Origin of the sequence: Bradyrhizobium zhengyangense (assembly GCF_022012555.1) — a bacterium.
Classification (GTDB): Bacteria; Pseudomonadota; Alphaproteobacteria; order Rhizobiales; family Xanthobacteraceae; genus Bradyrhizobium; species Bradyrhizobium zhengyangense.
The window spans coordinates 1-18,854 of the sequence record NZ_JAKLTZ010000031.1 but is presented as its reverse complement, the minus strand read 5'-3'; the positions used below and the strand labels follow the sequence as shown (position 1 = coordinate 18,854).

Below are 18,854 nucleotides of genomic sequence, written 5' to 3'. Positions count from 1 at the left end.
AGCAATACGACCGAGGACAAGTTTCAGCGGCGGCGCCCAGAGGCGCCGCCGTTTTTCTTTGTGGGGCGTCTGTTACATCATCTGAGACTTATCAACTCTCCAGCAGCTGCTGGTCCAGCATTCGGACATAAGCCTTTTCGAGGTTGCGAACGAAACGGCCGGTGTCGAAGAGAGCGCAGGCTTGGCGCTCGCTGTTCGCGCGGGCACGATAGACGCCCAGCAGCTCCGGGTCGCGGGCAAGACGAAGCGCCATTTGCTCGTATTGCGCAAGATCATCTGTGATGAGCTCTGGAAGTCCGGCAGCGTGGAGCAGGCTGGAAGCAACCCGGCCTGCGAAGCTTCGGCCGCGGCATGTCAGGACGGACAGGCCGGCCCACAACGCATCGCTCGCGGTCGTATGCGCATTCACCGGTAGCGTATCGAGGAAGAGATCAGCGTGCCGGTGTCGCGCGAGGTGCTGATCGAGCGGCTTGCGCTCGGCAAAGACGAGGCGGTCAGGGTTGACACCGCGAATGGAGGCCTCTCGGTTGAGGTTCCTTGCTGCCGCATGATTGCCACGCAGGAGCCAAAGAACGCTGCCGGGCGTCGCCTGAAGAATCCGGCCCCATATATCGAAAACGGTCTTGGTTATCTTGTAGTTGTTGTTGAAGCAGCAGAATACAAAGCCTTCGGCAGGAAGGCCCTCTTCCTCCCGGGAGGAAGTGCTGTCTGCAATGACCCGCTTTGAGTCGTTGACCTGATAGCTGTCAGGCAGGTGAACAATTCTCTCGGTAAAGAATGGTTGCTGGTCGAACGGCAGAACAAAGCGATCGGCAATCACATAATCGAAGAAGTCGACGCCCGCGGTGCCGGGATAGCCGAGATAGCTCACTTGAATGGGGGCTGGTCGATAGCCAAAAATCCCGAGGCGTGAATCGGCTGTGTGTCCTTTTAGGTCAACCGCTATGTGAACATCCAGTTCGCTGACCCGCGCGGCAATCTCCTGATCACTCTTCTCCGGCACGTTCTCGAAACGGTCAAACGCCGCGACCAGTCGGTTGCGCGTGGCACTGCCATCGTTCTTTCCATAGGAAATGCCGACGATTTCAAAGCGCGAGCGATCGTGTCGCTCGAATAGTTCGGCCGCAAGGTAGGCCGTTGCATGTTCGTGGAAGTCCGCAGACAGGTATGCGATCCTGATCCTATCCGACACGGCGGCTGTTCTCGATCGAACGGGCTGCCAAACAGGTAGCGTTTGTTCGGCGAACATCTGCGCGCATTTGAGTTGAAGAGCCGGGTCGTCGCAGTAGGTGAGGAACGTAAATGGTGAGGGTGCGGCATCGCCGGAATTCACAGCGTCTATCAACGCGAATTCCAGGTCCGAAGTTCTGTTCCAGTCGCAAGCCGCTCGTGCGCACATCGCGAGCGCGTCAAGAGCGTAGGGCGATCCGGGCCTAACTGAGCGTGCGCGCTCGTAACTCGCGATCGCCTCGTCGTCCCTGTCGAGTGCGGCGAGCGCGTGCCCGCGGCCGAGAAGCGCGTCAAAGTGGAGGGGAGCCGATTCGAGCGCAAGATCGTAGCCGGCCAATGCCTCATCCAGTCGTCCCAATCGCTTGAGCACGCTGGCGCGATTGCAGATCGCCAGGACATGGGCCGGCGATAAGGCTATGGCCCTGTCGTAGCTTTCAAGGGCCGCTTCAAGGCGGTTCAGGTCGGCAAGAGTATTGGCGCGATTATTGTGTGCGTCAGCGAGCGTCGGCGCGAACTTAACCGCGAGGTCATAACTTTCCAGCGCGGAAGCGAAATCTTTCAGCAGGCGCAGTGCATTGCCACGATTGGTATGTGCGTCAGCGTAGTCTGGCTTGAGTCGAATCGCTCTGTTGTACGACTCCACGGCTTTGTCCGGCCGGCCGAGATCGGTAAGCACGTTTCCGCGATTGCATAACGTCTGGACGAGGTCTGGCCGGATCGATAGCGCTCGATCGGTCAGGGCAAGAGCGTCGTTGAGGCGGCCGATCTTATGAAGGATGACGGCGTAGTTCGAGTGATGAAAGGCAGTGGCCTGGGTTGCGGCCGATGCCCGATCCAGGAGGACCAGCGCCTCGGACGTGCGATTTTGCTGATGCCGCAGAACTCCAAGATAGTGAAGCGCGTCCACGTGATTGGGCTCGTCGGCAAGCAGGGCAGCATAGATTGCCTCGGCCTCCGCGAGCTGACCTGCCTGATGCAGCTTGATGGCCGCTTCAACCGACCGACCGGGGGTCATAGGGGTGAACTGGCCGAGCCGCCGGGGCGTTCAGCAACTCTTTGCTTCAGGGCGAGCAAGACGCGCGCCATAACCTCTTCCCAGTCTCCGGGGCGGGTCTGCCGGAATAGACGCGCTGTTGGGTACCACGGACTATCGTCCCGACCCAAAAGCCAACGCCAGTCCGGAATGTACGGAAGCAAGATCCACACGGGCTGCCCGATCGCGCCGGCGAGATGCGCAATGCTTGTGTCAACCGAGATGACCAGATCCAGGGTGGCAGCAAGCCCGGCAGTATCGGAAAAGTCGTTGAGTTCGTCCCCGAAATGCATGATGCACAGCTGATCGAGAACAAGGCGGTCCTTGCTTGAAATGTCTTTCTGCAGGCTAACGAGCTCAACGTCCGGACTTAGCAGACCCAACAGTTGCTCGAGCCCGAAGGATCTGTCTCGGTCGAGCCGATGCAGGGGATTTCCTGACCACACAATTCCGATGCGCAGCTTGCCCTCTTGACCGAGCCGAGCGCGCCAACGTTCAACCTTGTCCGGATCTGCAGTCAGATAAGGTGTGTCAGCCGGGATGGTGGATAGCCGTGTACCTAATGCGAGCGGAAGGCTAAGTAAGGGCGAGCAAAAATCATGATCAGGAAGTGCACCGTCCTTGTCGACGATCTCGTACCCGTGCGGAAGCGTTGACAGCAAAGGAACTAGCGGCGTCTCAACTGCGAGGATCACCGTCGCTCCACGTGCCCTGATGAGGTTCGCATACCGGCAGAATTGAATGGTATCGCCAAAACCTTGCTCGGAATAGAGCAGGATCGTTTTGTCCCTGAGGTCCTCAAGCCCAAGCCAGCGCGGCTTGCTGAATTTCGCTTGGAGTTCGTCGCGCCTGTCCACCTTCCATCGCCATTCGTACTTTGCCCATCCCCTTTCGAAATCGCCCAACAAAAGCCGTGTGAGAGATTCGTTGAAATTTGCGTCGGGATGTGCGGGGGCCGCCATCTGGGCGGCCTCAAAACGCTTCAGTGCATCATCAATGCGCCCGGTCATCTTGAGACCATAACCTAGATTATTCAGCGTAGACGGGGCGTCCGGCTGAAGCGATGCCGCCTGTTCGAAGCATCTGATGGCTAGTTCAGGAAACCCAAGCTGAAAAAGGGCGTGGCCACGGCCGTTGTAGGCCGCCGCGAACGTCGGCTTTAGTTCGATCGCTTTCTCGAACCACGAAGCAGCATCCTGGAATCGCTTCAGCGCGGCCAATGCGTTGCCCCGGTTGTTGCAGATTTCTGCAGAACCAGGCTTCGATTCAGATGCGCGTTCGAACAACTCCAAAGCCTCCGCTGGTCGACCCAAGTCCAGCAAAGTGGTCGCGACATTGTTCACGAAGGCGGCTGACATTGGCTCGAGAGCGCTGGCCTTCCCATAAGAGACGAGAGCACGCGTGTGCTGCCCAAGTCCACGATATGAGTTGCCGAGACTGTTGTGAGCCTCGGCCATGCCCGGACGCACGGTCACGGCCCGATCGAGAGGGGCTGCGGCTTCCTCAAATCGCTTTAAATCGTTCAGGATCATTCCGGAGAGAACGAGTGCATCGCAATCATCGGCTGTCATACTCAGGATTGTCTGACACACCAAAAGTGCTTCGTCGCGGCGGGAAAGGCCCACCAGGGCTGAAGCCTTGTTCCTCAATGCGTTAATATAGTTGGGCTTGAGCTCAATGGCTCGAGCCGCGCTTTCGAGGGCTTCTTCATGGCGCTTCAAATGAATGAGCGCGAAAGAACGATTGTTGTGGGTCTCGGCAATTGTTTCGTCGGTGGCCAGGACGCGATCCATATATCCGATGGCATCCGCGTACTTCTCCTGCTCATTGAGGACCACCGCGCAATTATTGAGGGCGTCCAGAAAATCCGGTCTTAGCGAGCAGGCGGCCTCAAAGGATTCGAGCGCTTCGGTCAGTCGCTTCAGCGATCGAAGCGCCTTGCCGTTGAGATTATGAAGGTCGGCGTCTCCGGGAGAATTACGCAGGGCTTCACGGAAGCAATTCAGAGCGGACGCAGGGTCCCCTCCGTCCAAAAGCATCACCCCCTTTCCTTTCAAGGCGGGTCCATAGCCGGCCTTAGCCGCGATGGCTTCGCTGAACGAGTCCAACGCATCTTGGGTTCGACCAAGTGCAACAAGAATGTTTGCCCGACTGTTGAACAGTGAGGCATCACTGCCTGCGGCAATTGCTCGCTCGATCAACGCCAGGGCTTCGCCGTGACGCCGCCGCCGATGCTCAATAATTGCAAGGTGATGTAACGCGGCGGCGTTCGCAGGCTCGACCCCGATGGCTGCTACAAAGAAGGCTTCAGCGTCGTTATGGCGCCCCTCGCCAAAAAGGGAGATGCCTTTCCGCAACACTTCTTTCAAAGATAATTGGTCCATTGCTGCTGAAGGTCTCTCATGATGGTCGGGGAGGGCCTCGGAAGGTATCCTGAATATCCCGTATCCGCGAAGATTTCCGGGCTTCGCATCAGTAAAATAGGTTGAATGGTGTACAGCTGCGGTCTTCGGTGGGGTGAGTGCCGCCTGCCTTTTGATCAGGTGCACGTGTACGACGCCCGTCACCGGCGACATCGCAGTGTTTTCCGAATTTTAGCATTCGCGGCACACGCTCGTCGAGACGCTATTCATGCCGCCTTTTCTGTGCTCCGAGGCGCTGTGTTTCGAATTAATAACCTAATTGAATCGGAAAATGGCGGTGGACCCTGCATTTTGCGGGCCGCCGCCGGCAGGATTTGGCCTTGCCCAGCTGGGTCTTTCTAAATGAAAGAATATACTTTGCTGAAAACCCGTATGGCATCGATGATTTCCAAGGGGGCGATATGTATGGGAGAGTGCTGGGTGGGCTTTTTGCAGTATTGCTCTCATCAGCGGCCTTAGCTGAGAATTCGCTAACAGGGATCCCGACGGAAATCGTCGATGGCGATACCATCGCATCCTCGATATGGATGCCCCCGAGATCGACCAATTCCGCCTTGATCTAAATGGCGCGCCCTGGGAATGCGGAATTGCCATTCGCGATTCGTTGAAAAAGGAAACTGCCGGAAAGTCGTGGCAATGCGAAGCCGTGAGGCGCGATGTTGATCGCCGGTTGCTTGCCGTAGGGGTCAATCTTGAAGAGACCCCACCTCGTGCTTGCCACTCGATCGCGGGCGGATGCCAGTGTTACGTCCGCTAATGCAGCCGCACTCATCTGCTTCTCAGCTCCGGTCGCTCATTCAGCAGCATCAACGCTCTGAGCGCACCGCGCCAATCAGCGTCGCAAGCGGCGATGATCTCATCGACCGCCAGCTCGTATCGATCAAGACCAGAGTTGGTTCGTTGGCGTGGCTTGCGAACAACAGCCCAAGCAGTGCTTGGCAACTCAAAGCTTCCCCAAAAACCGCTCATGCAACGTGATTGGACCCTTGGAGCCATCGAGAAGAACCCTGACCCGGGTGCGCGTTACACCTAGCCCGAGGACCACACCACGCTTACCGGATAGTCGCGGGCCAGCGGTGGCCTCCACAACGACCAACTGGCCGGCGGACATTGGCGTCGTTACCGATATGCCCGGACTAGGTGCATCAGAACTTTGCGGCCTCGGATGATGTTCACCCATCGATTATGCTCTCCCACTGATTGATGAGCGGATCATCGTGTCTCAACCAGCTCTCAACGGTGCAGCATTCAGGCGGTGCTTCGCGCGCGCCAGCTAGGCCACGGCCGCCATTTGATCGCCCATATCATCGCTGGTGAACAGAAGACGCCGCCGAATTGCTTCTTCGACCAAAGCCAGAGCTTGTTTCGCGCTATGCGCTTCGGCCTCAGCGGCTTGGGCGCGGCACTCAAAAGCCGTGACCCGATTTTGCAGCGCCTCAATGCGCTTCTGGGCTTCCTCAAGAGCTTTTGAGGCTTCCATCAGCTTACGATCAGCGTTGGTCAGCAATTCTTTGTGCGCGCGCTCAGCCGCCACAGCCCGCCTTTCGCTCTGACGAGCTTGCTCTTCAATGCCGCTCAATACTTCTGCAGCTCGATGCACGAGATCTAGGGCGTGAGAGCCAGCATTCATCTGCGCGGGCCTATGAAAACCGACTATGTTCTCTGCTCTTTTGAAATCGTGCTGCGCCATTGTCCCGAACCCCATGCGCGAACCGAATATGGGGATAGGATGGGCTGTTATGGTGAACGCTTAGTTAAAGCCATCTCAGTCGCGCAACGATGATGAGCTCGCTAAGTTTTCCCGATGGTTTAGGTCCGTGGTCCCGGTGCACAAGGTGACTTGAGCCCCAGCTCACTTTTCCTTTGGTGAAGCTGGGGCCTTTTGGCAAGCCTAACAGCGTGAACCGGCGGTATTCTGATAATCGACATGCTCGCGGCCCGGCGCGGTCGTTGTCCGGTGAACGCGCGCCGGGCCTAACCATTCCCCGCTTCCCCCGTGAGGTTTGGCTAAGCTGAAGATAAAGCGATTCTCGGGGCGCCTTATACTTTTTAATGCAAGCCCCAGAAGGCGATCAGCAGAAGGGCGAGCCCCCATTCCGAGCATCAACAGAACGGTTGGTTCGGCCCAACCGTCGCTGGCGTTTGCTTTTCCACGCCCACGAGGAGCAGTAGCTCGCGCATCTTCCGAACCACAATAATCGACAATTTGACTCTCGTCGGTGCCGCGTTTCGATGGCGCCATGCCACGCCCGCGACACAAGGACCGCACCGAACCTGATGGGAGGCCGCGCAAGATCACGCTCGGCGATCTCCGGTCAACAGGCGTGCGCGATCTGATCGTATTTTGCCAAGACTATCGCTGTAGCCACAACGTCAAGCTTGCCGCTGACTACGTCGACCGATGGCCGGACGACATCAGGATCTCGCAGCTTGAGCCGAGGTTCGTCTGCACGACCTGCGGAATGCGCGGGTCCATCATGGTCGCCGGCAGTGACAGCACCGAAAAAGCCATCCTGCCGAGACCCGCAATTGAGAACCCATAGGAACAGCCAAGCGTCTGGCAGCATCCTGTCCGCGACAGGTAGCCCGAGCACCCGTCCGGCATGGACCAGCCGCTCGCGGCGTGCTTCAATCAAGCCATTTAAGAGGGGTGTTTTCAGATGGATGATACGAGCGGCTTCGAGTTGGTCATGGGCAGCATGGTGATCCTGAGCAAGGCGCTGAAGCGCGTGACCTATGAATTTGCGATACGCTCTCCCGCCGAAGCACAGGCTGCAGCAAACGTCGTGCTGCAGACCATTCCTCGGGATTTTGCCGTCCACCTCCCCGACCTCGCGGACAAGCGCTACGACGAATTTCGCGCCTTCCTGGCAAAGTCGGTGGACAACCTTCTTCAGGAGGCGCTCACAGAAGCCAGCGTGTCGCGACGGCTGAACTGAGTCCGTCAGGCCCGCCGACGTGAAATAGGAGGGTAACGATCGTGGGCTCTCATTCTGAGGAGCGGACTACACCATGTTGCCGAAGTCGATACCTTCTTTGGCAAGCTCTTCAGCCTCTTCGGCGGAAGTCGCTGGCTTCGTGTCGAGGTAAGGACGTTCGGACGCCGGGATGATTATGCGGATGTTCTGACCGTCAGTCCGCGTGACGCGAGCAATCCAGCGTTTGGCCCCCTGCTCAAATCGTTCGATATGGTATTGCTTTTACATAATCATGATGCTCAGACACAACTCACGCTTACATGGCGCCTCTTCTAATCCACTCTGACACCGCCGGAAGGTGATTTCTTGATCTTGGTTAAGTGCAGCAACTCCCACCGCCGGAGTGTCAAAAGAAAACCCGCCGACAAGGAAGTCGGCGGGAAGTTTTCAGACGTTAGATGCGATCCTGACAGACCGCTCCTCTTTGTAGCACGGCTCACCATCTCCACCGTTCGGTTGAGATCATTTGCCGCCCGTTAGTAAAACTCGGCCAGAATATATCTTGGGACGAGCCGTGGGGGACATACGCGGCTTGGCTCGGGAGAGCCCGCGAGCCAGCCAGCCCCGGCGGGCTCTCCCTCAGCGCGGATGGATCAGATTAATTATTAATATGATTTGTGATTTAAATCACAATGCAGTGCTCGCGGGCGCGATAACATCTCCCGACCGGGGCTGGCTGCAATATTTCACTTAAATCGTTTTCACCCGGAATTTTTGACAAAGTGCGGGCCGCAGTCTGTGTCCCCAGGCTGCGGCCTATTGCGTTTGACAATTAGTTTGCCGCGCTCATCACGTCCACGTGCACGAAATCGTTCGCTGAGATCTCGAAGTACGCTCGAAACTTTCGCGGCCCAACCTGTCACGGTTCGTGCTAGAGGGGATTTCAAAATGATTGCACTTAAAGTGATCGCAATTGCTCTTGGCGCCAGCGCACTGTTTTTGGCGTGTTCGGGTGACCTTGGCGCCGACTTTGTCCTGGCGATAGTCTCCTGCCTTACATGACGAAATGCTTACCGGCGTGAACCGGGGCGCATTGGTCGGGAATTCCTGCATAAAGGCTTCTGGCTTTCCTATCTTCGAGGGTCTGGAATGCAGCGGCATTCTGAGGAATGGCTCGCACCTTGCAGCTTAGGCAGGTACGCGCGGCAACGCTAGGCTCCGAAACGTCGATCTCTGCGTGAGTAAGCCGCAAGTTTCGAGCTGACCGAGGACGGCTCGAGTCTCGACGGCGTCTCACCAGCCAATACACGCCATATCCTATCGCGAGGATAGGAAGGCCGGCGCCTGCAATAGGTCGCCGCTGAGCGATGCGTTCGCACCGCAACAATGATTGATCGTTGCCTGAAATCAGTCTTCGGATAACCTGTTCTCATTGTTGCAAAGTTAATTCCGCACCTTGGGAGACTGTTTTGACAAACGATACAGCCGTGTATGACGCCTTTGGCGTCGATCCTACCGATGGTAACAAGCAATGGCTCGAGCGCATGGGGACACGTCGTGCCATCATGCGAGACGGGCTTACAATCGATCCTGCGTCTCTCGCTTATTGCCCGCACGAATGGCTCGATGAACGCGGTTACGTCGATATCGAGCGCGTGCGCGAATTTCCGTTGACGTTCATGCTCTGAGCCAGAAATGGACCAGCCATCTTCGGAAACGGCGGTTAGGAGACTACTAAGTCGCTTCGCCCGACGTCGACGTTCCAACCGACCGACGTTTACGGTAGCCCATGCAACTGAGAGTGATCCAAACCGCGAGTTCTCACGAGAGGAGAGCACTTGGATCTATTTCTTCATTTTCTTGCCAGTCTTCATGCTGCTTTATGCCGCAGTCGAGAAGATGCACGTGAGATAACGGCCCGATCGCTAGGGTTATCGCGACATCATTGCTAGTCAGCGCGGCTGAAATGCTTAGCAATCTAAATCCTGCGTCGGCTTGCCCCTCTCCATGCTTCCGCGTAGGGCTTCGATCGATGAACCGGGTTAAAAAAATTCGTTGAGCAAGGCGCATATGGCGAGCGGACTGGTCGCACCGCGTACGCCTTCAACGTAAGCCAACCGATCAGCAAGCCGCCTGACCTTCACCCAACGCCATCATAGACCGTGCCCGCGCGCATCCGTCAATCCGGCGGTCTTCGTCGTATGCGTACGGCTGAGGCGTACGCCTACGAGGAATGCCGCCTTGTTTGACGGAGGCGAACGCTGCATTTTGTCGACGCGCGTTGGCAGCTTCGCAACCGAAGGAAGTGGTCCTGCTTGGATAGCCTTCGACGTCTTCGAATTCTTTGCACCGTCCCGGCATACACCGGGGCGGCCATTTTTTGCGAGCATTTGTATGAAAGGCAACCAAAGGGGAATTGACGGAAATTTGTGCGCCGATGCTGTGAAGTGGTTCACAGGGGGATCGCAGATCAAGCTTAAGATGATGACGCGCAACGGAGCGCGAATTTGAATAGGGAATTTGGCCATGGCGATTTCACACACCATGCTGCCGTCTTCTGTTCGCAGCTATGACGGCTTGATTATCTTTGGCTACATTGCGTTTTCTGTAGTGCTGCTCGCATCGATATTTTTTGCATATGGAGGTCCAAGCTTCGGTGACGCCGATCTGATAGCTATGGCGGCGATGCCGTAATGCGTTTGGCAGCGTGGACCTTTTTCAGCGCGCTTGTCGTGGCCATCGCCATTTGGGCTCTAATCGGCCCGCCTGAGGCGGACGCGACAAGTCTGCTTCCCGTCATTGCAAGATTGCGCTGAGAGGCCGGCGACCAAGTTTAAAATCCTATCGTGCGCTGTAGGTGGCGAAGCATCGACAGAGCGCCGTCCCGGAATCGCTGCGTTTCGGCGAAATGTTGGCCGATGTGTCCTTCATGGCAGCCTCGGTGATCCGGTCGGCGCCGTCGAAAATGACTCATCTCGAACTCGGTAGAAAAACTCGTGAACCTCTCCGTATGCGCTGAGACTTAACATTGGGGTTCTCAGAATCATTAGGTCACCGTTGCTGTCACGAAGTGTCTTCAGAAACGAGACTGGTGATGGTGAAATCTTCTTTCAGAAAAGCGCGAGAAGTTTTTGATCGCACGAACCTCGCGCCTTCCTTAACTACGGTCGCCGCTATTTACTTTTTAGTTTCCAAGGGGGGCCTGGAAAAGCAGCGCTCTTCTTGGAATTCGCGCAGGCTAGATGGGACTGCGCTTCCGTCATTAGTCACCCCATCGCACCGGAGGAGCAGCACAATGAATGTCAAGCAGCGTATTCTCTCGTGTTCGATTAGCGCTCTCGTTAGCATGGTGACTTTGCCGGCCTTTGCGGATTGCTCCGCACTGCCGGATTTTTCGCAGCTCCGTTCCGCGCTTGCCAGCGCCATCACACCTGCCGCGGGCGCAAATGGGGGGCTCGGCTTCCATATGTGGGGCACGTTGGTTGCCAATGACGGCACGGTATGTGCGGTTGCTTTCTCGGGCAGTCAGGGCACCTCGCAGTGGCTCGGCAGCCGCGTGATTTCCGCCCAGAAGGCAAATACCGCAAACGACTTCAGTGTTGGTCACAATGCGACACCTTCCGGCAGTCTGTTTCCAACGGGGCTTGCCTTGTCGACTGCCAATCTGTTCACGGCCGTGCAACCCGGGGGCAGCCTTTATGGTCTACAGCACAGCAATCCGATCGATACGGCAGCTGCCTATGGCAACCGTCCTCCTTTTTCGAGTAGTGGCATCAGCACCGCAAACTTCAACCCGGGCCCATCCAGCGGGTCATCATTCGGCACCCCAAATGACCCGATGGTCGGCCTGCGTATCGGCGGGGTGAACGTATTCGGCGGAGGCCTCGCGCTCTATCGCAACGGAGCCAAGGTGGGCGGTGTCGGCGTTAGCGGCGACACTTCCTGCACCGATCACATGGTGGCGTGGCGGGTCCGAAATGCTCTTGGGCTCGACCAACTACAGGGCGTCAAGGGCGTGGCAGACCCTGCCCATCCCGACAACATCATCTTCGACATCACTCCGAACGCTGACGGCACCGGTGGTACAGGCCAGGCGCCCAACGGACAGGGCGGCGTCGGCCATAGCGCTAGTGGCTTTGGACATCCGAAGTGCCTGAACAATCCTTCCGACGCTGCTGTCGCCGGTCTGCCGCCCGTGAAGTGATCGTTGTCATGGCGCGGGAAGTGCGTGCCGCTTCCCGCGCACGTGACACCTGACGGTCGAACGTAGTCGCGGGCTCAATCTGGTGATTGAGCGTGGTGGTATCGACATCGATCTTTTCGAGGTCGACCAGATGATGCGCCGTCCGTACTATCAAGAATTCTTGGCGCATCAGCTGCGTCGGTTTGGTCGCCATTGAGCGGATGCTTGAAGATCCGCCGCTTCCCTCGGGGCGTCAACAAGAGCGACTTTCTTGCGATCTCCAACTCTTATGCTGCCGACTATCGCCCGCCGCACCGCCCGAAGCGCGATATCGGGTTTCAGTAGGTTTGGCAGGCGGCAATGACCGAAGCGAAGATGGGTTGCGATGACCGTGTCACTGGTGCCAGAGAAGTGGCGAGATCGGAGTATCCCCAAGAGTTATTGCTGGTGACTGTGATGGTGCCAGACGCGCGCGAAATGGTGACACGTTCGGGCCATACCAGTCGTTGTCGTTGATCGTGATCGTGCCGTTGGCACCGAACGCTGAACCTGTCGTTGCTGGCTCGCAATTGAACGGAGAGATTGTCCCCGCTCGCTGTTACGAGCGACAGCGATCGTGGCGCCGCTCGCCGACATCGTGGCACTATCATTGCTGCCTGTGATGTTGATGGCACTGCTTGGCTCTGTGAGGGGCAGGCTTGTATTGCTCGCTGAAAATGTAATCGAATTATTGCTGCCAGCGACCATGACAACGTGAGGCAGTTCCACCGCGTCGATTGAACCTGTCGCCCCATCAGCGAGACCCAAAGAAGGGGGCCGCCGCAAGTTTAAAACTCCGGAGCGTTTTGGCGTGTCCACAAGAATGAAAATGACGGCCGAGGAGCTGGAGAGCGTCATCGCCAGCAAGCTTGGCCACAGTCCGTCTCAGGTCACGGTATTCCGCGCGTCTACGGGTAATTGGAGCGCAACTCTTGCGGTGGGCGCGGGCGGAACGCGGCAGGACGCGGAGCAGGTCGAGCAGCTCGCGCGCGCGATGCTGCCTCATTTCGACCTAATCTAGGATTCTCGCTCGTTCTTCAGCTGCAGCTGCTCGCGGCGGATCTCGGCGAAAGCCTCTTCTTGTCTTTTTGGTCTTCGTCGTCTTGGTCGCTGGCCTCCGCTTCGTCTGCCTTGCGACATCAAGAGCACGACCGCTGCGTGCTCTGCCACAGAGTTCGCACTAGCACTCGGCAAGACCCAGATTTTGGGACGGTTTGCGGCCCGCATCGGCTACGCCATCATCGCATCATAGTCCTCCCGCACGAAAGGGGCCGCTCGAGGCAGCATTTTTCATCTTGAAGAGCGCTTCTTGGAAAACGGCAGCCATTCGATCCACTCGCCATCTTTGAGACGCATAAGCTGAAGTGCTCTTCCGCTAAGAGGGGTGCGAGAAACGATTTCGATCTCACCGAACCTTGCTACCAACTTTCGCTCGATCTCAATGTCGTCCGCCATTGCTATCGTAAGCTGCCTGACCAAGCCTTTTGAAACGAAGCAGAAAGTGTATCCGGCGATCGTGGGCATGTGCTGTTCGCGTTGGGTTGCCGGTGAGCCGCCTTGCCGGGCCGAGGCGGCGCGAGCAGCGGGAACACCCGGCTTTTCTGGCTTAGGTTAGGCTACAATACCGGCTCAGGCTTACGGAGTATGGCCACCCGCCTGTAGCACCGTGATCATCTGGCTGACGTTGGCGGCTCGGGCGGTTTCACCTTCTCCGCTGGTTGCAGTGCGGGGGAAGGCGAGCACAGCAGTCCGTTTTCGGCCTCGTCAGCAAGCTTTCGAAGCAAAGCGGCAGCTTTCGGATCGGGCTCTGCAATCGCCAGCCGCCGATACCGCAGAGCGCGAGCTTGGTTGTTGTGACTGACCATCGGTACATCCTCAGACGAACAGAGCCGCCGAGCTGAGTATGATCGCCTGACGGCTTTGCCCTGGTGGGCCCCCGGTTCAAGTGCAATGAACCTCGTGGACATGACGATAGGGACATCAGGGGGACGCGCAAGAAGAAGCACTCGTTAAGCTTGACATCCAACGAGCGGGTTAATTCAGAAAAGTGCTTTCTCACGGGCCGCGTGGTCGCCGCTTCGGTGACAGGATTGCGAAACAGTGCCGGTCGCCGGACCGTAGACCCGGCGAACCGCTGCAGAAACAATAGGCGAGCGCCTACACGCTGTTCTGGCTTGGCGTTTCAGAAACTCTATCGCGTGCTAATTCTTGAAAGGGCTGAAGTGGGCAAACGTGCAATTGGCAGTTTCGTCAGTGCAATGTGTGCGGACCAGCGTCGTCTTCGGATTGCCCCAGCGCTACGTCCACGCGCTCCAATTGCAATTCCAGCCGTTCGTTGAGAGCCATCAACGCTCTGAGAGCTTCATGAAGGTCCCCGTCGCAAGCGGCAACGATTTCCTCGATAGCCTGCTCATACTGGTCTAGAAGACCGATTTTTCGGACGCGTGACATATCGACAACAATCAAGCACGGCTTTTCCCTCATGTGGCTGTATGGGAGTGACTTTCCTCGTAATCCACAGAAGCGGATTTCCGAGTTGCCCGCCGCTAAACCGGGCATTGTTGTAGATTTACAACCCCGCCGCAGCGCAAAAGAGTTAGAAAGTCCACGTTGGAGGTGGATCATGTTTGATGTCTACATCAATGATAAGCGCGAACTCCTAGTGGTGAGCAGCGGATCAAACCAATTGATTCCGGTCCAAGCAGCAAAGTGGCGGAAAAGAAAAAAGCGCATCAAAAAAGTTAGTGTCGAGATTGCGTTATCGATCGAAAGCAAGGGCTTTTATCTTAGGCGACTGACTGTGAAGAAACACGGCAATACACACCTTGCCGCAATACCTAGCCCTTAGCCCAATACCAGCGCCGAAGGAACGGCTCGCAGAAAGACCGCCGACCTCGCACTCTGTGGAAGTTTTGCTGACTGTAATCGCGTCCGGCAGATATTCCTCGATTTCGTGTGGAACGACGGCCAGGTACCGGGCTTGTAAGTCTCGCTGGCCCCGCCGCCGGGCTGGCGGAGCGGCCCCGGCCCATACTCGCCCAGCCCCCTGCGAGCCGGGGCCATCTCTCCGCCGGGCGCAAGCGTATGCGTTCCTCGCCTTCGATAGTCCCGCTGGAACCTCTGGACCGTGACATTTATCTGGTATTGGAGGACTTCGGGGCGCGTGCCGGGTGCGCTTTGCGCGAGACCGACGAACAGGACACTGATCTCGAGACCGTCCTTCGCCGTCTTCTCTCGGGCCGATACACCTATCCGGTTCGGATCATTGCGTTCAACGCGATCGAAGGTTGGTCAAGAGACGCGACGTCGGACGTCGCCGGCGCCGTCGCTCAAGGGGCAGTCGATACGGACGCTGAGGTTTCTGCCTCGTTGCCCGCCTTCATCGAGGCGAACGGGACACAGCACTTCCAATTACAGCTGGCATTGCCGCTTCGCGGCGCGGCGTAAAACCGCTCACAGTCGACTGCAAGGGTACGTGGACGCATGGACGACTACTATTTCGTTTGGGTTCTAGATCAATTTGGAAGAGCGCGGCCGCAAATCTGGGCGGCCGATCAGTTCAATCGGCTAGACTGGCAGTTACAAAGCGTCATCCAGCGACGGCTGCTTAGCGCAACAGAGCGCACTATGCAGCTCAATCGGCTCGCAGAAATTTATCCATCTCCCGTCTGACGCCGTTATGCAGCATCAACAATGAACGTCGAAGGGGCCGCCCACGTCTTATTACCGGCATACCAGCGCGGGAAGATGGGCATCTTCGGAATTCAGCATAAAAGAGCGGCGCCCAGTCGTACCGCTTGAAGATGCCTTGCTCAAGATTGGCATTTCGGCCAGCTTTTCCCACTCTTCGGCGAGGCGAAGCCATGCCTGCCGATCAGGCTCATTATGAGCAGCCGCGGCCGCCCGGTTACATGATTTCGCACGATGCTAAGACCAATGAACCGGCTTCAAAAATTCGCTTAGCAAGGCGCATATGGCGAACGAACCTATCGCAGCGCGTACGCCTTCAACGCCTCGATCTTGCCGGAGGCGACGAAAGGTCTCGATTGGCGTCCAGTGACCGGGTTCAGCGGCGCTGATGAGATTATTGGCAGGCCGGATTTAAAGCAGGTTTTCGCGGCTGCGTTGAAGCATGGTTGCCCGATCATTCCGACAACTGCGCGAAGGCCTTTCCAGTCGTTCTACTTGTTCGGCCTCGCTGCTTTTGAAAGCGTTGCAGGCGAGCGTAGACTGCCTGGCGCGAGCGTCCCAGCTGAGTGCCAACCTCTTCACCCGTGGCACCATTACTGAAGAGCGAGAGCAGTCGAGCCTCTTCTTCCCGCGACCAGTGTCGCGTTATTCCTCGGCTTTTTGTCATTCCCAACCTCACGATTAAGGACGCGGCGGCGCCGGTCGCCGTGGCTTCTCAGGAAAACGGTTGGGCTGCTCGACCCGTGGCGGTGCCGGCAAGCGGCTGGGCTCGGGCGTACGATTGTCGCGCACCATCCACGCCGCTAGTCGGGCATAGCTCCGCCTGAGGGCTGGCACGAGCCAAGCCGATGCGTCCTCATGATCCATGCCGCGAAATAATATCCTTGAACCGTTTAGAAAAGGTTGCTCGCTGCCAGTAGTGGCAACACCAGAAACGCATGCTTCGAGGCGGAGCTTACACAACCGCGATAACTCCTCGGCCGGCGAGTATCCTTCGACCACACATGCGGATCGCGATACTGCGCTATGGATGAACCCCATATTGAATCCGATCGCAGTTTGGTAGGAGTTGCGAGAGACCTTTTCGTAGACTGTCCGGGTCCGGGTGTTGCTATCGACGCTCGTCCCGCTGTTCGTCGAAGTTCGTCGAATGCTTACAAGTCACGACGATGTCGTTCACGTCTACCGTGCTGTAGTTTCGAATGACAAACGACGACGCCTTCATGATCGTTCTGAACGCATCCTTTTCCCAAGTCAGGCTATCGACCTTCAGCTTTGACAATATTATTAGCGCGACGCTCAAGGCGAGCGACGGTCGTGACGACTGCCGCCAATAGCGCGACCCAGACACAGACGCCGCAAACAAGTGACGCAAGCTTGCGCACGTCGGGCCTCGCGGCGGGAGCGAGCCGCCGCGCCGAATATCTTGGTGCGACGGCTCGCCTTGGGGTAAGCCCGGACGGGGCAATGTCCGGTAATCAGAACCGTATCGTGCTCGGCAAATGCAGCAAGCATGCACCGGAATTAAGCTTGATGTCTCCGCGGGAGGTTAATTCTGGAACCGCTCAATCGATCTTTAGCAGCTGCGCTCGTCCGCACGCAGGAGTAACACTAACGACCCCATTTTATTGCGTTAAACCTAGAACGGAGCGGATATTGATCGCAGTCGCGAAGCCGTCTTCGTCTCGCGTAACGGCGTCTTCGCGGCGAGGGGTCGCCGTCCTTTTTGGCCGACGACCCCGCCTTCTGGCGGGCGACACGAATGTTGGAGCGAAGAGCCTACAATCGCCACTCGGTCGATCTCGATGCCACAGTGTCTTTTGGCACATTGGTCCTGTCGCACTGCCGCGTTCTAGACGCCTCCGTCGGTGGACTTGGCATCTGGCTGAATGGGGTTAGGTTCGTCCCTTTGGAGATAAACCTGACCATCGACGGAAATCTGCTTCCCTTAGCGTGCTGCTTGGCTTGGCGCGGGGGCGACTTTGTAGGGCTTAGGTTCGTGAGCTCTGCGGTTGCCGCAGGACCATCTACGCGCGAGGAGCAACCAAATGCCAGTTGAGCGACGAAGAGCCGTCCGAAAAATACTGGAGCAATCCGTTTCGCTCTCCATTCCGGGTGAAGAGACGTCCACACACTGCACTATGAAAAACCTGACTGTTTTTGGCGCCGGAGTTTGCTTGCCGAGGGTCACGATACTGCCGACAGAATTCGAGCTGTCATTCGATCAATTTAGAACGAGCTTCGCTTGCCGGCTCGTCTGGCAGCGAGATGACTGCGTGGGCATTTCTTTTGTCTGGTAACGTTGCGTTCGTCGAGATCGCTTGCCTAGGCGGCTTTCTGATAGTGCCCCTCGCGATCAGCTCAGCTCTACGAACGCTACGCGGCTAGAGTCGGACCGGTGCGCCGGACGAGCTAATCGATCTGTCCCTATTTTTCTCGTCGTCCCGCATATTGTCTCACGTTCGAGCTGTCGCTGGGTCGTCGACTCACGGATGCAATTACTTTCTGCTCCTTCACGACGTTCCGGCCTCTGGCGCATCCGCCTGCTTCCATTCCGGACCCTTCTTTTGAGCTGCGCGAGTTTTATCCTGACCGCAAGTGTCGCGTCGAAGCCTGGCAGAAAATCAAGATCATCCAGCGCGGCAAATCTCCTGTACGAAGTCCGGACCATCATCGTCGAGACGGCTAATCGTTTCGCTCGCGACCTGATCTCTAGGAGAGCGGCTTCCAGCGCCTGCAAGCGGATGGCATCACCCTGATCCGTTCGTCGACGACACGGCCACCGCTGTCATGGTCCGCCAAATCGTGGCAAGTGGAGCAAGCCAAACTTGCGCGCGAAGGGAACCATCGAGGGAACATTGGGGACAAAATACGACAGGAACGGACAAAAGCAGTGCTTGAGTTCGACGACTCACATATCTTCCAAGCAAGTCCCGCTCCGGGCGGGTCGACGACACCCCGCCGGGCGGCTCCTTTCACACGCCCCAGACCGCCCGGCGCGGCTCGTCAAAGGTCGACGGGCGCCCGGGTGGGCGCTGAACGCCCGCGGGTTTGGGTTTTCGGAACTTGCCAAACACGAGTGACTGCAGCGCTGTTCCCGTCCGCGGACGCTGACGTCCGCCGGCTACCTAGCAGGCTGTTGAAAAAAGGCGCTCGCCGCCGACCGGTGACGGTGATTCATTGGCTCCGAAGAGAAGATTCGGAGATGGAACGTGCGCGGCGGGGACATTCGAACGGGCGAGCTGTTCAGCTACGTTGACTTGGAGGCGCGGGTCCGGCGTGATCATCCGCTGCGAGCGATCCGGACGATTGTGAACGAGGCGCTGTCGACGCTGGAG

15 protein-coding genes and 1 pseudogene are annotated in these 18,854 nt (G+C 57.5%); 10 read left to right on the top strand and 6 right to left on the bottom strand.

From position 1 onward, the window contains the following. Window positions 1-91: 91 nt before the first annotated feature. The 3 genes from L6639_RS40885 to L6639_RS40875 form a co-directional block, all read right to left on the bottom strand. Window positions 92-2,245, bottom strand: coding sequence for an O-linked N-acetylglucosamine transferase, SPINDLY family protein (locus L6639_RS40885; protein WP_237867073.1), 2,154 nt, complete (start codon window positions 2,243-2,245; stop codon window positions 92-94). Beyond that, window positions 2,242-4,839: a tetratricopeptide repeat protein gene (locus tag L6639_RS40880; protein ID WP_237867071.1), complete on the bottom strand. Its 2,598-nt coding sequence runs from the start codon at window positions 4,837-4,839 to the stop codon at window positions 2,242-2,244. Before L6639_RS40880 ends, L6639_RS40885 begins: the two co-directional genes overlap by 4 nt. Window positions 4,840-5,959: 1,120 nt before the next feature. Further along, on the bottom strand, window positions 5,960-6,376 hold the full coding sequence (locus tag L6639_RS40875) for a hypothetical protein (RefSeq protein WP_237867070.1): 417 nt from the start codon (window positions 6,374-6,376) through the stop codon (window positions 5,960-5,962). A 970-nt stretch (window positions 6,377-7,346) separates the two neighbouring features. On the opposite strand from L6639_RS40875, the gene L6639_RS40870 reads away from it, so the two are divergent. The 5 genes from L6639_RS40870 (at window position 7,347) to L6639_RS40850 (ending at window position 12,847) form a co-directional block, all read left to right on the top strand. Next, window positions 7,347-7,625: a hypothetical protein gene (locus L6639_RS40870; RefSeq protein WP_237867068.1), complete on the top strand. Its 279-nt coding sequence runs from the start codon at window positions 7,347-7,349 to the stop codon at window positions 7,623-7,625. A gap of 1,466 nt (window positions 7,626-9,091) precedes the next feature. Continuing rightward, window positions 9,092-9,292, top strand: a complete 201-nt coding sequence (locus L6639_RS40865; RefSeq protein ID WP_237867066.1) for a hypothetical protein — start codon at window positions 9,092-9,094, stop codon at window positions 9,290-9,292. Window positions 9,293-10,130: 838 nt separating this feature from the next. After that, window positions 10,131-10,298, top strand: a complete 168-nt coding sequence (locus L6639_RS40860) for a hypothetical protein (protein ID WP_237867065.1) — start codon at window positions 10,131-10,133, stop codon at window positions 10,296-10,298. A gap of 601 nt (window positions 10,299-10,899) precedes the next feature. Then, window positions 10,900-11,808 (top strand): heme-binding protein, encoded by a 909-nt coding sequence (locus tag L6639_RS40855; RefSeq protein ID WP_237867064.1) that lies wholly within the window; start codon window positions 10,900-10,902, stop codon window positions 11,806-11,808. Window positions 11,809-12,637: 829 nt separating this feature from the next. Beyond that, complete coding sequence (locus L6639_RS40850; RefSeq protein WP_237867063.1) at window positions 12,638-12,847, top strand: hypothetical protein; 210 nt, start codon at window positions 12,638-12,640, stop codon at window positions 12,845-12,847. 269 nt (window positions 12,848-13,116) lie between these two features. On the opposite strand, the gene L6639_RS40845 is transcribed toward L6639_RS40850, so the two are convergent. After that, entirely contained in the window at window positions 13,117-13,350 is a 234-nt protein-coding gene (locus tag L6639_RS40845; protein WP_237867062.1) for a hypothetical protein, read from the bottom strand. Window positions 13,351-14,076: 726 nt separating this feature from the next. After that, window positions 14,077-14,292: a hypothetical protein gene (locus L6639_RS40840; RefSeq protein WP_237867061.1), complete on the bottom strand. Its 216-nt coding sequence runs from the start codon at window positions 14,290-14,292 to the stop codon at window positions 14,077-14,079. Between the two features lie 157 nt (window positions 14,293-14,449). Here L6639_RS40840 and L6639_RS40835 point away from each other — a divergent pair, with 157 nt between their 5' ends. Further along, a complete protein-coding gene (locus L6639_RS40835; protein ID WP_237867060.1) occupies window positions 14,450-14,674 on the top strand; it encodes a hypothetical protein in 225 nt (74 codons plus the stop codon). Window positions 14,675-14,910: 236 nt separating this feature from the next. Further along, complete coding sequence (locus tag L6639_RS40830; protein ID WP_237867058.1) at window positions 14,911-15,273, top strand: hypothetical protein; 363 nt, start codon at window positions 14,911-14,913, stop codon at window positions 15,271-15,273. 697 nt (window positions 15,274-15,970) lie between these two features. On the opposite strand, the gene L6639_RS43770 is transcribed toward L6639_RS40830, so the two are convergent. Beyond that, window positions 15,971-16,183, bottom strand: a complete 213-nt coding sequence (locus L6639_RS43770) for a helix-turn-helix domain-containing protein (protein ID WP_476727272.1) — start codon at window positions 16,181-16,183, stop codon at window positions 15,971-15,973. Window positions 16,184-17,278: 1,095 nt separating this feature from the next. Here L6639_RS43770 and L6639_RS43650 point away from each other — a divergent pair. The 3 genes and pseudogenes from L6639_RS43650 to L6639_RS43400 all read left to right on the top strand — a co-directional run. After that, on the top strand, window positions 17,279-17,575 hold the full coding sequence (locus L6639_RS43650) for a PilZ domain-containing protein (protein ID WP_377819218.1): 297 nt from the start codon (window positions 17,279-17,281) through the stop codon (window positions 17,573-17,575). After that, entirely contained in the window at window positions 17,565-17,816 is a 252-nt protein-coding gene (locus L6639_RS43645; protein WP_377819215.1) for a PilZ domain-containing protein, read from the top strand. Before L6639_RS43650 ends, L6639_RS43645 begins: the two co-directional genes overlap by 11 nt. A 912-nt stretch (window positions 17,817-18,728) precedes the next feature. Further along, window positions 18,729-18,854 (top strand): annotated as a pseudogene (locus L6639_RS43400) (IS5/IS1182 family transposase); the annotation flags it as partial.